Below are 15,118 nucleotides of genomic sequence, written 5' to 3' on the forward strand. Positions count from 1 at the left end.
GCCATGCATAAAGTTCCCCCCGACTCCGCCGATAAATAAACACGAATCGCTAACCAATGAGGTGTTTATGTTTAGTCGTGTACGAGTCGTTTCCGGCCTGCTGTGTGTGCTGGCGCTGTTTGCGCTGCTGCAGCTTTTTTCGGGCGGAATGTTTTTCAAAACTGTCAGTTCAGATAAAGAGAATTTTGCCTACAACCAGCGCCTGAATACATTGCAACAGGCGATGGGCACCTCATGGGTTTCGCTTGTTCAGGCGCGCAACACCCTTAACCGCGCCGGTATTCGTTTTCTCCAGGATGCACAGATGTCGGGTTCGGGTGCCAGCGTAAAAGAGCTGGTCGCACTGGCGGGCCAGGAGCTGAAAGAAGCCGAAGTCAACTATCAGATCTTTAACGATAACCTGTCTGAAAAAGGCAAAACCGCTGAGAACGTCCTGACGTTACAGGCGAACTACAAGGCCTACCACGATGCACTGGCGGAGCTGATGGTGTTCTTCACCAACGGCAACTTCAAAGGTTTTGTGGATCAGCCAACGCAGAGTTTCCAGGACAAGTTCCAGAAAGATTACAGCGCCTGGCTTGAGCACAACAAAGTGCTGGCACAGCAGGGCGTGGAAGCCAACCAGCAGGCGTACAGCCGCTCCATCACCATCGTCATCGCCACGCTGGCCGTGACGTTACTGATGATTATCCTGGTGTGGAACGTCATGCGTTCCGTGCTTATTCGCCCACTGCGTCAGAGCATTGAGCATATCCAGCACATTGCACGCGGCGATCTGACCCAGCCGGTTGAGATTAACGTGCGAAACGAAATCGGTGAGTTACTGACCTCGCTGCAGCACATGCAGCAGGAACTGGTGCGCACCGTGCGGACTGTGCGTGACGGCTCTGATGCCATTTATACCGGTGCCAGCGAAATCTCCATCGGCAATAACGATCTCTCTTCACGAACCGAACAGCAGGCCGCCTCGCTGGAGCAGACCGCTGCCAGCATGGAGCAGCTCACCGCAACCGTGAAGCAGAATGCTGAAAACGCCCGTCAGGCGTCGAAGCTGGCGCTGACCGCCTCTGAAACCGCGCAGCAGGGCGGTAAAGTGGTGGATGGCGTCGTCACCACCATGAAAGAGATTGCGGGCAGCTCGAAGAAGATTGCCGATATCACCAGTGTGATCGATGGCATCGCCTTCCAGACCAACATCCTGGCACTGAACGCGGCGGTTGAAGCGGCGCGTGCCGGTGAACAGGGTCGCGGTTTTGCGGTGGTTGCCGGGGAAGTGCGCAGCCTGGCGCAGCGTAGCGCTCAGGCCGCGAAAGAGATCAAAGGTCTGATCGAAGATTCGGTTAGCCGCGTTAATACCGGCTCGGTGCTGGTAGAGAGCGCCGGTGACACCATGAGCAACATCGTCAGCGCCGTGACACGCGTGACTGACATCATGGGTGAGATCGCCTCTGCATCCGACGAACAGAGCCGTGGCATTGACCAGGTGGGCCTTGCGGTGACCGAGATGGATCGCGTCACACAGCAGAACGCCTCACTGGTCGAAGAGTCAGCCGCAGCGGCTGCAGCGCTCGAAGATCAGGCAAGTCACTTAAAACAAGCGGTTTCAGTGTTCAATATTGGTAAAGAATTTGTCGCTCAGGCCGTTAACAAGACAACGGCGATGAAAACTCTCCAGTCAGAAGCACCGTTAGCCGTTGGTCGTCCGGCTGCTGCACGCAGCGACGACAACTGGGAAACCTTTTAATCGCCCGTGGCCCGGTCGCCGTTAAGCCGCCGGGCATCGCAGCAGAAAAATAATGTATTCAGTTCGGGCCAGGTGCAGAGATGAAAAAATCGACAATTTTAGATCAAAGTGAGACGACAACGCTGCTGTCGCAGATGGTGCAGCGTTTACCGCTCTCCGATACGCATTTTCGTCGTATCAGCCAGCTGATCTATCAGCGTGCCGGTATCGTACTGGCCGACCACAAGCGTGAGATGGTTTACAACCGTCTGGTTCGACGCCTGCGTACGCTGAACATCGATGATTTCGGTCGCTACCTGGCGCTGCTGGAGTCCGATCCGAACAGTGCTGAGTGGCAGGCGTTTATCAACGCCCTGACCACGAACCTGACCGCGTTCTTCCGCGAAGCGCATCACTTCCCGATTCTGGCGGAGCATGCACGTAAGCGTCAGGGCAATTTCAGCGTCTGGAGTACCGCAGCGTCAACCGGCGAAGAGCCTTATTCGATCGCTATGACGCTGGCGGAAGCGCTGGGCACCGGACCGGGGAAGTTCCAGGTTCATGCCAGCGATATCGACACCCAGGTGCTGGAAAAAGCGGTGGCGGGTGTGTATCGCCAGGAAGAGCTGCGCACGCTGTCACCCGCGCAAATGCAGCGCTACTTCCTGCGCGGCACCGGTCCTCATGCCGGCATGGTGCGGGCGCGTCCTGAGCTGACCAACATGGTCACGTACGCGCAGCTTAACCTGCTGGCCAATGACTGGGCGCTGCCGGGTCAGTTCGACGCAATTTTCTGTCGCAATGTGATGATCTATTTCGATAAAGAGACGCAGGAGAAGATTCTGCGTCGGTTTGTCCCACTGCTGAAGCCGGGCGGCATCCTGTTCGCCGGGCACTCAGAAAACTTCAGTCAGATCAGTAAAGAGTTCTGGCTGCGCGGGCAAACCGTCTATGGACTGACGAAGGAAAGATGATGAGCAAAATCACCGTGATGTGCGTAGATGACTCTGCGCTGATGCGGCAGTTGATGACAGAGATCATCAACAGCCATCCGGATATGGAGATGGTCGCTACGGCGCCCGATCCGCTGGTCGCCCGCGATTTGATTAAGCAGTTCAATCCGCAGGTGCTGACGCTGGATGTGGAAATGCCGCGCATGGATGGCCTCGATTTCCTCGAAAAACTGATGCGGTTACGGCCAATGCCGGTGGTGATGGTTTCATCGCTGACCGGGAAAGGCTCCGAAATCACCCTGCGCGCGTTGGAACTGGGGGCGGTGGATTTTGTCACCAAACCCCAGCTCGGTATCCGCGAAGGGATGCTGGCTTACAGCCAGATGATTGGTGACAAAATTCGTGCCGCTTCCCGTGCCCGTCTGCACAACCGTGCAGCGATGCCGGTGCCCGCGACACTGAAAGCGGGTCCGCTGCTGAGTAGTGAGAAGCTGATTGCGATTGGCTCCTCGACGGGCGGAACCGAGGCGATTCGCCATGTGCTGCAGCCATTACCGGCGACCAGCCCGGCACTGCTGATTACTCAGCATATGCCACCAGGCTTTACCCGCTCCTTCGCCGAGCGTCTGAACAAGCTGTGTCAGATCACGGTGAAAGAAGCCGAAGATGGTGAGCGTATTCTGCCGGGGCACGCCTACATCGCGCCAGGCGCAATGCACATGGAGCTGGCCCGAAGTGGTGCCAACTATGTGGTGAAACTGAATGAAGGGCCACCGGTTAACCGGCACAAACCCTCTGTGGATGTGCTGTTTAAATCAGTGGCAACGTACGCAGGACGAAATGCGGTAGGGGTCATCCTTACCGGAATGGGCAACGACGGTGCGGCCGGGATGCTGGAAATGCACCGGGCAGGTGCCTGGACTATCGCCCAGAACGAAGCCAGCTGTGTGGTATTTGGCATGCCGCGTGAGGCCATCGCCACAGGCGGCGTGAGCGAAGTCGTAGATTTAAGCAACATCAGCCAGCACATGCTGGCGAAAATTAGCGCCGGACAGGCATTGCGTATTTAACAGGCCCGTCCCGCCGGGCGAGACAACTCAGGAGTAGATATGGCTGATAAAAACATGCGCTTTTTGGTAGTAGACGACTTCAATACGATGCGTCGTATTGTGCGTAACCTGCTGAAAGAGCTGGGCTTCAATAACGTAGAAGAAGCGGAAGATGGTGTGGATGCCCTCGGTAAACTGAAAGCGGGTGGTTTCGACTTCGTGATTTCCGACTGGAACATGCCAAACATGGATGGCCTGCAGCTGCTGCAGACTATTCGTGCCGACGCGGCAATGAGTTCGTTGCCGGTGTTGATGGTAACCGCGGAAGCCAAGAAAGAGAACATTATCGCCGCCGCCCAGGCCGGTGCCAGTGGATATGTGGTGAAGCCATTCACCGCGGCGACCCTGGAAGAAAAGCTGGGTAAAATTTTCGAAAAACTGGGCATGTAAGGGGATGTGATGAGCGACTTTCCGAAACCAACTGAGGATGCCGCGGCACCCGACATCATTGCACGCATTGGCTCTCTGACGCGCATGTTGCGCGACAGTCTGCGCGAGCTGGGGCTGGATAAAGCCATTGCCGATGCAGCTGAAGCCATTCCTGATGCCCGCGATCGTCTGGATTATGTTGTGCAGATGACGGCGCAGGCCGCCGACCGTGCGTTGAACTGTGTCGAAGCAGCACAACCCCATCAGGATAAGATGGAAGCCGGAGCAACGCAGCTGAAAGGGCGGTGGGATGAGTGGTTTGAGAACCCGATTGAACTGGGTGATGCGCGGGAGTTGGTGACGGATACGCGCGCATTCCTCACCGCCGTGCCAGAGCACACTGCCTTTACCAACAAGCAGCTGCTTGAAATCATGATGGCGCAGGATTTCCAGGACCTTACCGGTCAGGTTATCAAGCGCATGATGGATGTGATCCAGGAAATCGAGCGCCAGCTGTTAATGGTGCTGCTGGAGAATATGCCAGAAGTCAGCGCTGAGAAGCGTCAGGTCGGCAACAGCCTGCTGAACGGTCCGCAGATCCACAACGATGCACCAGGCGTCGTGGCGAACCAGGATCAGGTTGATGACCTGCTGGACAGCTTAGGCTTCTAGTTTTCGTCCGCCTGCGGGCGGGCAAAGCTGCTGCAAAACAGACTAAACAGGGTCACCTTCGGGTGGCCCCGTTCTGCATTGTCAGATCCATCCCCGAAAGAACGCCTGTTTCCCCCTTCTTATCTCCGCTTTAACTTAAGCCAGATTTGGCATTCTAAGCTCAGAATTCCTGCCAACCGAGGTTTGTCGTGGCTGAAGATAGCGACGAAGACAAAACAGAATCGCCCACGGCCCACCGACTTGAGAAAGCGCGTGAAGAGGGCCAGATTCCGCGTTCGCGCGAACTGACATCCGTACTGATGCTGCTGGCCGGCATCATGATCCTGTGGATGGGCGGCAACATGATGGCGCACCGGCTGGCGGCGATGGTCGCCACCGGACTCCGGTTTGACCACGGCATGGTCAGAGACGACAAAATTATCGTCAGCCATATCGGCAGCCTGATCACACAGGCACTGATGGCGCTGCTGCCATTGATGGGCGGTCTGGTGCTGGTGGCTATCGCCGCGCCCATGCTGCTGGGCGGTATTGTTTTCAGCGGTAAATCGATCAAGTTCGACCTGAAGAAGATGAGCCCGATGGCGGGGTTCAAGCGGATGTTCGCGGCGCAGGCCTGGACCGAACTGTTTAAAGGCATCCTCAAGACTATCCTGGTCGGCTCGGTGGGCTGGTGGTACATCTTCAGCCACTGGCCTGAGATGCTGCGGCTGATCAGCGAAGCCCCCGTCACCGCGCTGATTCACGGCATGGAGATGATTGCGATCTGTTGTTCGCTGGTGATGCTGGGGCTGATTCCGATGGTGGGCTATGACGTCTTCTGGCAGCTGCACAGCCACTTTAAGAAGCTGAAGATGTCGATGCAGGAAATTCGCGACGAGCATAAGCAGCAGGAAGGTGACCCGCACGTTAAAGGGCGTATTCGTCAGCAGATGCGTGCCGCCGCGCGCCGCAGGATGATGGCGGATGTCCCGAAAGCCGACGTTATCGTCACTAACCCGACGCACTACTCGGTCGCACTGCAGTACAACGAGAAGAAGATGAGTGCGCCGAAAGTCGTCGCGAAAGGCGCAGGCGAGATCGCCCTGAGAATTCGTGAACTGGCTGCTGAACACCGCATCCCGGTTCTGGAAGCACCGCCGCTGGCGCGTGCGTTATATCGACATACCGAAATTGGTCAGCACATCCCCGGCGCGCTCTATGCGGCTGTGGCCGAAGTGCTGGCGTGGGTCTGGCAGTCGCGCCGCTGGAAGCGCGAAGGCGGCCTGATCCCAACCAAACCAAAAGACCTGCCGGTTCCGGCAGAGATGGACTTTGCAGGAGAGAGTAAAAACGATGGCTAATAACCTGGCCGCAAAACTACGTTTACCGGGCAACTTTAAAGATATGCAGTGGCAGGTGCTGGCGGGTCCGGTACTGATCCTGATGATCCTGTCGATGATGGTTCTGCCATTACCGCCGTTCATTCTCGATCTGCTGTTCACCTTTAACATTGCGCTGTCGATCATGATCCTGCTGGTGGCGATGTTCACCCAGCGGACCCTGGAGTTTGCGGCGTTCCCGACGATCCTGCTGTTCTCTACGTTACTGCGACTGGCGCTGAACGTGGCCTCAACCCGTATCATCCTGATGGACGGGCACACCGGTGCCGCCGCGGCAGGACAGGTGGTTGAAGCGTTCGGCCACTTCCTGGTGGGCGGTAACTTTGCCATCGGTATCGTGGTGTTTATCATCCTCGTCATCATCAACTTCATGGTTATCACCAAGGGTGCGGGCCGTATCGCCGAAGTAGGCGCGCGCTTTGTGCTTGACGGGATGCCCGGTAAGCAGATGGCGATCGATGCCGACCTCAACGCCGGTCTGATCGGTGAAGATGAGGCCAAACGCCGCCGTGCTGAAGTGACTCAGGAAGCTGACTTCTACGGTTCGATGGACGGTGCGAGTAAGTTCGTTCGTGGTGATGCCGTCGCCGGTATCATGATCATGGTCATCAACGTCATCGGCGGCCTGCTGGTGGGCGTGGTGCAGCATGGTATGGATGCGGGCCACGCGGCCGAGACCTATACGCTGCTGACCATCGGTGATGGTCTGGTAGCGCAGATCCCGGCGCTGGTTATCTCTACGGCTGCCGGTGTTATCGTGACGCGCGTCGCCACCGATCAGGATGTCGGCGAGCAGATGGTTACCCAGCTGTTCAAAGACCCCCGCGTACTGATGCTCAGCGCCGGTGTGATTGGCCTGCTGGGTCTGGTGCCTGGCATGCCTAACTTCGTCTTCCTGCTGTTCACCGCCGCCTTACTGGGTCTGGCCTGGTGGCTGCGTGGTCGCGAAGCGCAGCCGAAGAAGAAAGTAGAAGTTGCAGGCAGCATCAGCAACAAGACGGCGGACACGCCAGCGGCCACCGAAGCGTCGTGGACCGATGTGCAGCTGGAAGATACGCTGGGCATGGAAGTGGGCTATCGCCTGATTCCGATGGTCGATCATCAGCAAAACGGTGAGCTGCTGGGCCGTATCCGCAGTATCCGTAAGAAGGTGGCTCAGGATGTCGGTTTCCTGCCGCCGGTGGTGCATATCCGTGACAACATGGATCTGCCACCTGCACGCTATCGCATCCTGATGAAAGGGGTGGAGATTGGCAGCGGTGATGCCTATCCTGGCCGCTGGATGGCGATTAACCCGGGCACGGCTGCTGGCAGCCTGCCGGGCGAAGCGACCGTCGATCCAGCCTTTGGTCTGGCGGCGGTCTGGATTGACAGCGCGCTGAAAGAGCAGGCGCAGATTCAGGGCTTTACCGTCGTTGAAGCCAGTACCGTCGTGGCAACCCACCTCAACCATCTGATTGGCCAGTTCGCCAGCGAGCTGTTTGGCCGTCAGGAAGCACAGCAGCTGCTGGATCGTGTGACTCAGGAGATGCCGAAGCTGACTGAAGATCTGGTGCCGGGTGTGATTTCGCTGACCACGCTGCACAAGGTGCTGCAGAATCTGCTGGTGGAGCGGGTGTCGATTCGCGATATGCGCACCATCATCGAAACCCTGGCGGAGCATGCGCCGGTGCAGAGCGATCCACAGGAACTGACCAGCGTCGTGCGTGTCGCGCTGGGCCGTGCAATTACACAGCAGTGGTTCCCGGGTAATGAAGAAGTGCAGGTTATCGGTCTGGATTCCACGCTTGAGCGTCTGCTGTTGCAGGCGTTGCAGGGCGGTGGCGGACTGGAACCGGGTCTGGCCGACAGGCTGTTAAGTCAGGCACAGGCGGCATTGCAGCGTCAGGAGATGCTGGGCGCGCCTCCGGTGCTGCTGGTCAATCATCCGCTGCGTGCGCTGCTGGCGCGATTCCTGCGCCGCAATCTGCCTCAGCTGGTGGTGCTTTCTAATCTGGAACTGAGCGACAACCGCCAGATCCGTATGACTGCCACCATCGGAGGCAAATAATGCGCTGGCTGGTGACTGTCCTGTTGATGATGCCGCTGATGGCTCAGGCGGCAGGGGGGGCCTGGAGCGCCTCGGCCAACGGCCCGCTGCTGGCGAATCGTGGCAGCTGGCAACGGGCGCAGCCCCTGACGCCACCCGCCGATGTCGGTGGGGAAGTCAGCATCATTAACTGGCGTTATGAACTGAGCAGACCGGCCCCGTCTGGCCTGGAAGTGCGGCTGTGCGGCGAGCAGCGCTGCACGTCGCTGGAAGGCGCCAGCGGCACCACGCGCGGGCTGGCCCACCTCAACGCCGGTGAGACACTGCACATGGTGTTTGGTTTTGCCGGAAGCGGGGCGCTGCCACCGGGTTTACGGGTGGTAAGCAGCGAAGTGATGGTGAATTACGAGTAAGGCTGTTGTTGCTGAATTGACTGAAGGGGAGCCAGAGATCGATTTCTGGCTCCCTTTTTCGTGACGGTTCTGGCGGTTAACTGAAGTCAACGCTGTGTCAGATGATTCACCCGCTTCACATCCCGTCAGGAGCTGTGTGCAAGTGCGCAGTTTTTTTCAGGCATTAACGCCCTTCATTCCCTCCTCCGAATAGCGACCGCCTTTGACTTCAATCTGCTGATGAATCGCATTCAGCATAAGGATGTCCTGCTCTTCCAGCTCGATATCGGCGGCCTTCGCATTTTCCGTGAGATAAGCGATCTGTTTGGTGCCGGGAATCGGCACAATTTTTTCATACTGTGCCAGTAGCCAGGCCAGCGCAATTTGCCCGGTAGTCGCGTCGTATTTCTCCGCCAGCGGCGTCACCGCGTTGAGAAGCTGGAGATTGTGATCGATATTTTCCTGCTGAAAACGGGCATTGTTTTTGCGGAAATCACCTTCGGCAAAATCACTGTTTTTGCGGTATTTGCCGGTCAGGAAACCTCTGCCCAGCGGCGAATAGGGCACCAGGCCGATACCGAGCTTTTTCACCGTCGGCAGAATGTCTTCTTCGATGTCACGCGTCCAGAGCGAATACTCCGTCTGTAATGCGGCCAGCGGATGGATTGCCTGTGCGCGATTCAGCGTTGCAGCAGAGGCTTCACACAGTCCAATCCGGGCAATTTTTCCGTCCTGCACCAGCCGGCTTAGACACTGCATACTCTCCTCAATCGGCGTCGCCGGACTGATACGATGCAGATAAAAGAGGTCGATACGCTCGACGCCCAGCCGCTTCAGGGAAGCATGACAGCTGCGGGTAATGTAGTCCGGCTGATTGTTGATCGTGCGGGCATAGGCCTCATCCGCCGGACGCTCAATGCCACATTTGGTGGCGACGGTGAATTTCAGCCGCTCAGCCTGACTCAGCCCGGCAAGAAACTGGCCGATCAACGCCTCGTTGTGGCCGCGCCCGTAGAGATCGGCGGTATCGATAAAGGTGATATCCAGGTTGTGCAGCTGGCGGAGCAGTTGCAGGGAATGCCGATCATCGGTCTGACCGTAAAATTCGCTGAGCCCCATCGCGCCATAGCCGATGGCACTGACGTCCAGACCCTGAGTTAACGTTCGCTTTTTCATTATCTCTCCTCGTAAGTGAGACGCGATTGTTTCACTCCGCGCGCAGGCAATGAATTGCTCTTTCCGTCATGCAAAAAAGGTATCAGCGAAGGGGCGCTGCCGACAAATCGGGGCGGCGGCAGGCAGAACGATAAAGGGAAACTGCGCCTCAGCGGCGCGGACGGGCAGAGGCTTCGCCTTCAGCAGGCTGCGTGAGTACTTTCAGCGCACGGAGCACCGCCTCATTGCTTTCATCGGCGCGAACAGCCGCATAAACATTAATCGCCAGCTGCTGCGCCGCGTTTTCTGTCAGCGGGCGATAACAGAGTCCTGCCTGGTTAAAGGTGCATTTCGACTGCGGCATCAGGGCAAAGCCCTTGCCTCTGGCGATATGCGACAGCATCAGCATAGAATCATCCGGCTCTTTCACCCGACTCAGCGTGACGCTGAGCGTGGCGAAGTAGCGCTCACATTTATCGTAAAACTGCGGATTAGCACTGCGGGCAAACCAGAACAGCGGCAGATCCGCCAGCGCCTCCAGCGAGACTTTCTCTGCCTGACTGGCCGGGTGCGCCGATGGCATCGCGACAAGCAGCGGCTCGCGGTAAACCCAGGCGTAGTAGACGGCCTGTTCCGCTTCCGGCCCTTTTTCTCCGGTGAGGATCAGATCCAGGCTGTTTTTCGCCAGGCTTTGCAGCAGTTGAGCGGAGGTCAGGCTGGGCATCTCCATCTCATCGCGGGCGTGAAAACCGGCGAGCTGCTCATTAAGCGGCGCGATCAGTTCAAAGTTCAGCGTGCGGGTCAGCCCGATGCGCAGCCGTGCGGCGGCGGGCTGGGCTTCCTGCTTTAAGGCACATAATGCCGAGAGGATCGCTTCTGCTTTCGCAACCAGCGCACGGCCGGATTCGGTGAGCGTTACTTCATGCGTTGTGCGGCTGAACAGCGTCTGCCCAAGCAGATCCTCCAGACTTTGAATCTGGCGGGTAAGCGGAGGCTGCGTCATGCTGAGCCGTTCTGCGGCACGGCGAAAATTAAGCTCATGCGCAACAGCCAGAAAGCACTGCAACTGTTTAATGGTGGGGAGGTGGCTGCTGATGAGGTGCGCGGCGACAGACATAACACTCTCCTGCTGCGGAGATTTCGGGGAAGTTCCGAGAGGATAACGGAGAGGGAAATCCCTCTCCGTGTCAGAGATTACATGCGCTCGACGGTGTCGATACCCAGCGTATCCAGACCCTGCTTCAGCGTTTTCGCCGTCAGCGCAGCCAGCTGCAGTCGGCTCAGACGGGTTTCTTCTGATTCCGCGCTGAGGATCGGGCAGTGCTCGTAGAAGCCAGAGAACAGGCCAGCCAGATCGTAGAGATAAGCACACATCACGTGTGGCGTGCCGTCACGAGCGACCTGAGTGATGACCTCTTCGAACTGCAGCAGACGGGTAGCCAGCTGCGCTTCGCGCTCTTCGCTGATCACGATCGCGGCATCCAGCGAATCGGCATCAATGCCCGCTTTGCGGAATACGGAGAGCACGCGGGTATAGGCGTACTGCATGTAAGGCGCGGTGTTGCCTTCAAACGCCAGCATGTTGTCCCAGTCGAAGATGTAGTCGGTAGTACGGCTTTTAGACAGGTCAGCGTATTTTACTGCGCTGATGCCGACCACTTCTGCCAGCGTTTTCACTTCCGCTTCGCTCATCTCCGGGTTCTTTTCACGCACCAGCGTGTAGGCACGCTGATACGCTTCATCCAGCAGATCGGAGAGCTTGATGGTGCCGCCGCTACGGGTTTTGAACGGACGACCATCTTTGCCCAGCATCATGCCGAACGCATGGTGCTCCAGCGGCACAGATTCCGGCACATAGCCCGCTTTACGCACGATGGTCCAGGCCTGAACCAGATGCTGATGCTGACGTGAGTCGATGTAATAGAGCACACGATCGGCTTTCAGCGTTTCGTAACGATATTTGGCGCAGGCGATATCGGTGGTGGTGTAGAGGTAGCCGCCATCCTTTTTCTGGATGATGACACCCATCGGCTCGCCTTCCTTGTTCTGGAATTCCTCCAGAAACACCACGGTCGCGCCTTCGCTCTCAACCGCTAAGCCTTTCTGCTTCAGGTCGGAGACGATGCCAGGCAGCATATCGTTATAGAGACTTTCACCCATGACATCGTTGCGCGTCAGCGTCACGTTCATGCGGTCATAGATTTTCTGGTTCTGACTCATGGTGATGTCGACCAGTTTCTTCCACATCTGGCGGCAATATTCATCGCCACCCTGCAGTTTCACGACATAGCCGCGCGCGCGCTCAGCAAACTCAGGATCTTCATCATACGTGCGCTTGGCTTCACGGTAGAAGCCTTCGAGATCGGCCAGCGCCATTTCTGCATGATCTTCATTCTGCTGCTTTTCCAGGAACGCGATCAGCATGCCGAACTGTGTACCCCAGTCGCCCACGTGGTTGGCACGGATCACGTTATGACCGAGGAACTCCAGCGTACGCACCGCTGCGTCACCAATGATGGTGGAGCGGACGTGGCCCACGTGCATCTCTTTCGCAACGTTAGGCGCAGAGTAGTCGACCACGATGGTCTGCGGCTCGGCCAGCTGCACGCCAAGGCGCGGCAGACTCAGCGCTTCACGGGCGTGGATTGCCAGCCAGTTGTGGTCCAGGAAGATATTGATGAAGCCCGGCCCGGCGATTTCAACCTTGCTGGCGATGCCGGTCAGGTCGAGGTGCTGAATCACCGTTTCCGCTAATTGTCGCGGTGCCTGTCCCAGCTTTTTCGCCACGGCCATAATGCCGTTAGCCTGATAGTCTCCAAACTGAACCCGGGCGGACTGACGAACCTGCGGTTCGCAATCGGCGGGTGCGCCGGCTAAAACCATTGCCTGACTGACTTTTGCGGAAAGAAGTGCCTGAATATTCACCGAGTTACCTTCATGTGCTGAACAAGGCCCGGACCAGAACGCCGGGCTGTCATCATCTTGCCTGAGCGCATCGCGTAACGGATAGGCAGAAACGGATGGGGCAGACAAAACGGAAAAAAAATGAGGGGAAAAGTATACGTGAAATGTGGGTGAGCGTCAGCAGTTGGATGAAGCGGGGAAACAGAGCTAAAGAAGATGTTTCCCGGAGGCGTTAACGACGTCGCAGATGACGGCGAGGGTTCTTTACGCTTTTATCTTCGCGCACCTTCCAATGGCGGGAAATTGCAAATCCCATCAGTGCGATCAGGACAGCGACAACGATGAGCATAGACATAGAGCCATTCCTTTTGGTTGTGTTAGGTCAAATTTATAGGAAGGCGGGGAAGGCTGCAATTGTTTGCCCTTCAAATGAGAGTTATCTTATTGTATTAAAGAAGTTGATTTAAATCATGAATTTAAGTCACTTTCATCAAGCAACTCATGGTCCTAAACAGGAGATAAATCCGAAATGAAAGATGTTATTATACGGTTTTGCGTTAAATTTCAGTCCAAATAAGATGAATCTTACCATTTTGTGACGCCGGGCACGCGGCGCACAATAAACCAGAGTGATTATAAAAGCTAAACAAATAGAGAGGATTTAGGGTGGTGGAGCGATCTTTTCCGGCAGAATTGGATGATTTAAAGACAGATTTAGCGCGTTTTGAAGAATCGTTGCAAAATTTTGCGCAGCGACTCGGTTTGCGCCTTAACGATCTGGAAGTGGACCATATTTCGGTTCGATGTCATCAGGACACGACGGCAATGCGCTGGCAGCAAGGCCTGCAGCAGATTGGTACTGAGTTTTCGACGTCAATCATCAACGGACGGCAGATTTGCCTGTTTAAACTCTATGATCCGCTGGTCGTGGCGGGCAGGGAGATTGATGTGGTTGAACTGCCGTGGCCGGGTGAAAAGCGTTATCGCCATGAAGGCTGGGAGCATATTGAGGTGGTGTTAAGTGGCGATCATCAGACGCTGGGCATGCGTGCGATGGCATTACTGTCCGATGAGGCGCTGACGCAGCCGGGGATTTCCTTTAAAACCAGTTCACCGCAGGGCGAGAATGAACGTCTGCCCAATCCGACCCTGGCGGTGACGGATGGACAGACAACGATCAAGTTTCATCCGTGGCGACTGGAGGAGATTGTCGCCAGCGAACAGGGTTAAATGCGGGCGGCCACGGCGCGCTTCAGACGTGCGACGGCCTCATCCAGCAGGGCGCGGGTACAGCCGAAATTGAGCCGGACAAACTGGTCATTGCCAAACTCGCGTCCGGCCGTTAAGCCCAGTCCGTGCTTCTCAAAATAGAGGGCAGGGCTGGCGACACCCAGCGCGCTGGCGTCGATCCAGGCGAGGTAGGTCGCTTCCGGCGTGGCGACTGACAGGCCGGTCATCTTATTGACCTGCGACACCAGCCAGTCACGGTTGCTGCGCAGGTAGGCATTCTGCGCCTTCAGCCAGAGCTCACCTTCGCGCCATGCGGCTGCCGCTGCGGTGAGTGCCAGAATATCAACGTCCGGCACAATGCCGCGTCGCAACCGGTTAAAGCGCGCACGCAGTTCGGCGTTCGGGATAATGGCGATGGAGGCACCCAGACCCGCAATATTAAAGCTCTTGGAGGGTGACATCAGCGTCACACTGCGCTGGGCCGCATCTTCACTCAGTGAAGCAAACGGAATGTGCTGAACGCCCGGTTCCAGCAGCAGATCGCTGTGGATCTCGTCCGAACAGACAATCAGATTGTGCTTCTGCGCAAATTCAAGCTGCGCCTGCAGCTCCTCGTGGCGATAGACGGTGCCGCCCGGATTCTGCGGGTTACAGAGCATTAACAGCCGCTCTTTTCCGGTTATCTGACCTTCAGCCGCAGCCAGATCCAGCAGCCAGCGTCCCTCTTCCAGCGTTAAGGGCAGATTGACCTGCTCCCGCTCTGCCAGTTTTGCCGCACCGCGAAACGGCGGATAGATGGGAGTCGGAGCAATCGTCAGCTCGTCAGGCGCCGTGAACGCCCGCACGGCGAGATTGAGTCCGGTCACCACGCCCGGCAACACCACAATCCACTCCGGATTAACGTGCCACTGATAGCGTGAGGCGATCCATGCTACGGCGCTGTCGATAAATGCGACAGGCGTGTCGCCATAGCCAAAGATCCCATGTTCGGCGCGGGTTTTAATCGCGTCGATGATGCAGTCAGGCGATCGGAAATCTGTATCTGCCACCCACAACGGCAGAATGTCCTGGTCCGCATATTTGTTCCATTTAAGGCTATCGCTGTGACGACGGTCTATCCGTTGGTCGAAATTGAATGCCATAGTTAACTTTCCCGGTAAACTCATTCCAGCAGCCAGACTAACTGATGAATCTGCCTTGAAC

At 56.9% G+C, this 15,118-nt stretch carries 14 protein-coding genes; 9 read left to right on the top strand and 5 right to left on the bottom strand.

The features are described 5' to 3' along the window. Nucleotides 1–67 precede the first annotated feature (67 nt). The 8 genes from PU624_RS11725 to flhE all read left to right on the top strand — a co-directional run bounded on the left by PU624_RS11725 (nt 68) and on the right by flhE (nt 8,647). Nucleotides 68–1,744: a methyl-accepting chemotaxis protein gene (locus tag PU624_RS11725; protein WP_283547754.1), complete on the top strand. Its 1,677-nt coding sequence runs from the start codon at nt 68–70 to the stop codon at nt 1,742–1,744. 80 nt (nt 1,745–1,824) lie between these two features. Further along, nucleotides 1,825–2,697, top strand: a complete 873-nt coding sequence (gene cheR / locus PU624_RS11730) for a protein-glutamate O-methyltransferase CheR (RefSeq protein ID WP_090960153.1) — start codon at nt 1,825–1,827, stop codon at nt 2,695–2,697. Next, entirely contained in the window at nt 2,697–3,746 is a 1,050-nt protein-coding gene (locus PU624_RS11735; protein ID WP_283547973.1) for a protein-glutamate methylesterase/protein-glutamine glutaminase, read from the top strand. Before cheR ends, PU624_RS11735 begins: the two co-directional genes overlap by 1 nt. 39 nt (nt 3,747–3,785) lie before the next feature. Next, entirely contained in the window at nt 3,786–4,175 is a 390-nt protein-coding gene (gene cheY, locus PU624_RS11740) for a chemotaxis response regulator CheY (RefSeq protein WP_010258559.1), read from the top strand. Between the two features lie 9 nt (nt 4,176–4,184). Continuing rightward, nucleotides 4,185–4,826 (top strand): protein phosphatase CheZ, encoded by a 642-nt coding sequence (gene cheZ, locus PU624_RS11745; protein WP_283547755.1) that lies wholly within the window; start codon nt 4,185–4,187, stop codon nt 4,824–4,826. Between the two features lie 188 nt (nt 4,827–5,014). Then, entirely contained in the window at nt 5,015–6,166 is a 1,152-nt protein-coding gene (gene flhB, locus PU624_RS11750; protein WP_283547756.1) for a flagellar biosynthesis protein FlhB, read from the top strand. Continuing rightward, complete coding sequence (gene flhA, locus PU624_RS11755) at nt 6,159–8,255, top strand: flagellar biosynthesis protein FlhA (protein WP_283547757.1); 2,097 nt, start codon at nt 6,159–6,161, stop codon at nt 8,253–8,255. The genes flhB and flhA overlap by 8 nt, the downstream gene beginning before the upstream one ends. After that, nucleotides 8,255–8,647 (top strand): flagellar protein FlhE, encoded by a 393-nt coding sequence (flhE, locus tag PU624_RS11760; protein WP_283547758.1) that lies wholly within the window; start codon nt 8,255–8,257, stop codon nt 8,645–8,647. The genes flhA and flhE overlap by 1 nt, the downstream gene beginning before the upstream one ends. Nucleotides 8,648–8,803: 156 nt before the next feature. Here flhE and PU624_RS11765 read toward each other — a convergent pair whose 3' ends face one another. The 4 genes from PU624_RS11765 to PU624_RS11780 all read right to left on the bottom strand — a co-directional run bounded on the left by PU624_RS11765 (nt 8,804) and on the right by PU624_RS11780 (nt 13,040). Then, nucleotides 8,804–9,802, bottom strand: coding sequence for an aldo/keto reductase (locus PU624_RS11765; RefSeq protein WP_283547759.1), 999 nt, complete (start codon nt 9,800–9,802; stop codon nt 8,804–8,806). A 148-nt stretch (nt 9,803–9,950) separates the two neighbouring features. Further along, nucleotides 9,951–10,898 (bottom strand): LysR family transcriptional regulator, encoded by a 948-nt coding sequence (locus PU624_RS11770; protein WP_283547760.1) that lies wholly within the window; start codon nt 10,896–10,898, stop codon nt 9,951–9,953. Between the two features lie 77 nt (nt 10,899–10,975). Next, a complete protein-coding gene (gene argS / locus PU624_RS11775) occupies nt 10,976–12,706 on the bottom strand; it encodes an arginine--tRNA ligase (RefSeq protein WP_283547761.1) in 1,731 nt (576 codons plus the stop codon). A 211-nt stretch (nt 12,707–12,917) separates the two neighbouring features. Continuing rightward, a complete protein-coding gene (locus tag PU624_RS11780; RefSeq protein WP_009089698.1) occupies nt 12,918–13,040 on the bottom strand; it encodes a hypothetical protein in 123 nt (40 codons plus the stop codon). Nucleotides 13,041–13,354: 314 nt separating this feature from the next. Here PU624_RS11780 and PU624_RS11785 point away from each other — a divergent pair, with 314 nt between their 5' ends. Continuing rightward, a complete protein-coding gene (locus PU624_RS11785) occupies nt 13,355–13,915 on the top strand; it encodes a VOC family protein (RefSeq protein WP_283547762.1) in 561 nt (186 codons plus the stop codon). Here the strand turns inward: PU624_RS11785 and PU624_RS11790 are convergent. Beyond that, nucleotides 13,912–15,057, bottom strand: coding sequence for a MalY/PatB family protein (locus PU624_RS11790; protein WP_283547763.1), 1,146 nt, complete (start codon nt 15,055–15,057; stop codon nt 13,912–13,914). The two genes, PU624_RS11785 and PU624_RS11790, sit on opposite strands and share 4 nt — an antisense overlap. Nucleotides 15,058–15,118: the final 61 nt, after the last annotated feature.

The sequence above is a fragment of the Pantoea sp. Lij88 genome, assembly GCF_030062155.1.
GTDB lineage: Bacteria > Pseudomonadota > Gammaproteobacteria > Enterobacterales > Enterobacteriaceae > Pantoea.

Excerpts from the sequence above, each read along its gene's own strand:
- flhA (WP_283547757.1), top strand. The coding sequence starts at position 6,159 with ATGGCTAATAACCTGGCCGCAAAACTACGTTTACCGGGCAACTTTAAA.
- PU624_RS11725 (WP_283547754.1), top strand. The coding sequence starts at position 68 with ATGTTTAGTCGTGTACGAGTCGTTTCCGGCCTGCTGTGTGTGCTGGCG.
- PU624_RS11770 (WP_283547760.1), bottom strand. The coding sequence starts at position 10,898 with ATGTCTGTCGCCGCGCACCTCATCAGCAGCCACCTCCCCACCATTAAA.
- flhE (WP_283547758.1), top strand. The coding sequence starts at position 8,255 with ATGCGCTGGCTGGTGACTGTCCTGTTGATGATGCCGCTGATGGCTCAG.
- PU624_RS11790 (WP_283547763.1), bottom strand. The coding sequence starts at position 15,057 with ATGGCATTCAATTTCGACCAACGGATAGACCGTCGTCACAGCGATAGC.
- PU624_RS11735 (WP_283547973.1), top strand. The coding sequence starts at position 2,697 with ATGAGCAAAATCACCGTGATGTGCGTAGATGACTCTGCGCTGATGCGG.
- PU624_RS11765 (WP_283547759.1), bottom strand. The coding sequence starts at position 9,802 with ATGAAAAAGCGAACGTTAACTCAGGGTCTGGACGTCAGTGCCATCGGC.
- cheR (WP_090960153.1), top strand. The coding sequence starts at position 1,825 with ATGAAAAAATCGACAATTTTAGATCAAAGTGAGACGACAACGCTGCTG.
- cheY (WP_010258559.1), top strand. The coding sequence starts at position 3,786 with ATGGCTGATAAAAACATGCGCTTTTTGGTAGTAGACGACTTCAATACG.
- PU624_RS11780 (WP_009089698.1), bottom strand. The coding sequence starts at position 13,040 with ATGTCTATGCTCATCGTTGTCGCTGTCCTGATCGCACTGATGGGATTT.
- cheZ (WP_283547755.1), top strand. The coding sequence starts at position 4,185 with ATGAGCGACTTTCCGAAACCAACTGAGGATGCCGCGGCACCCGACATC.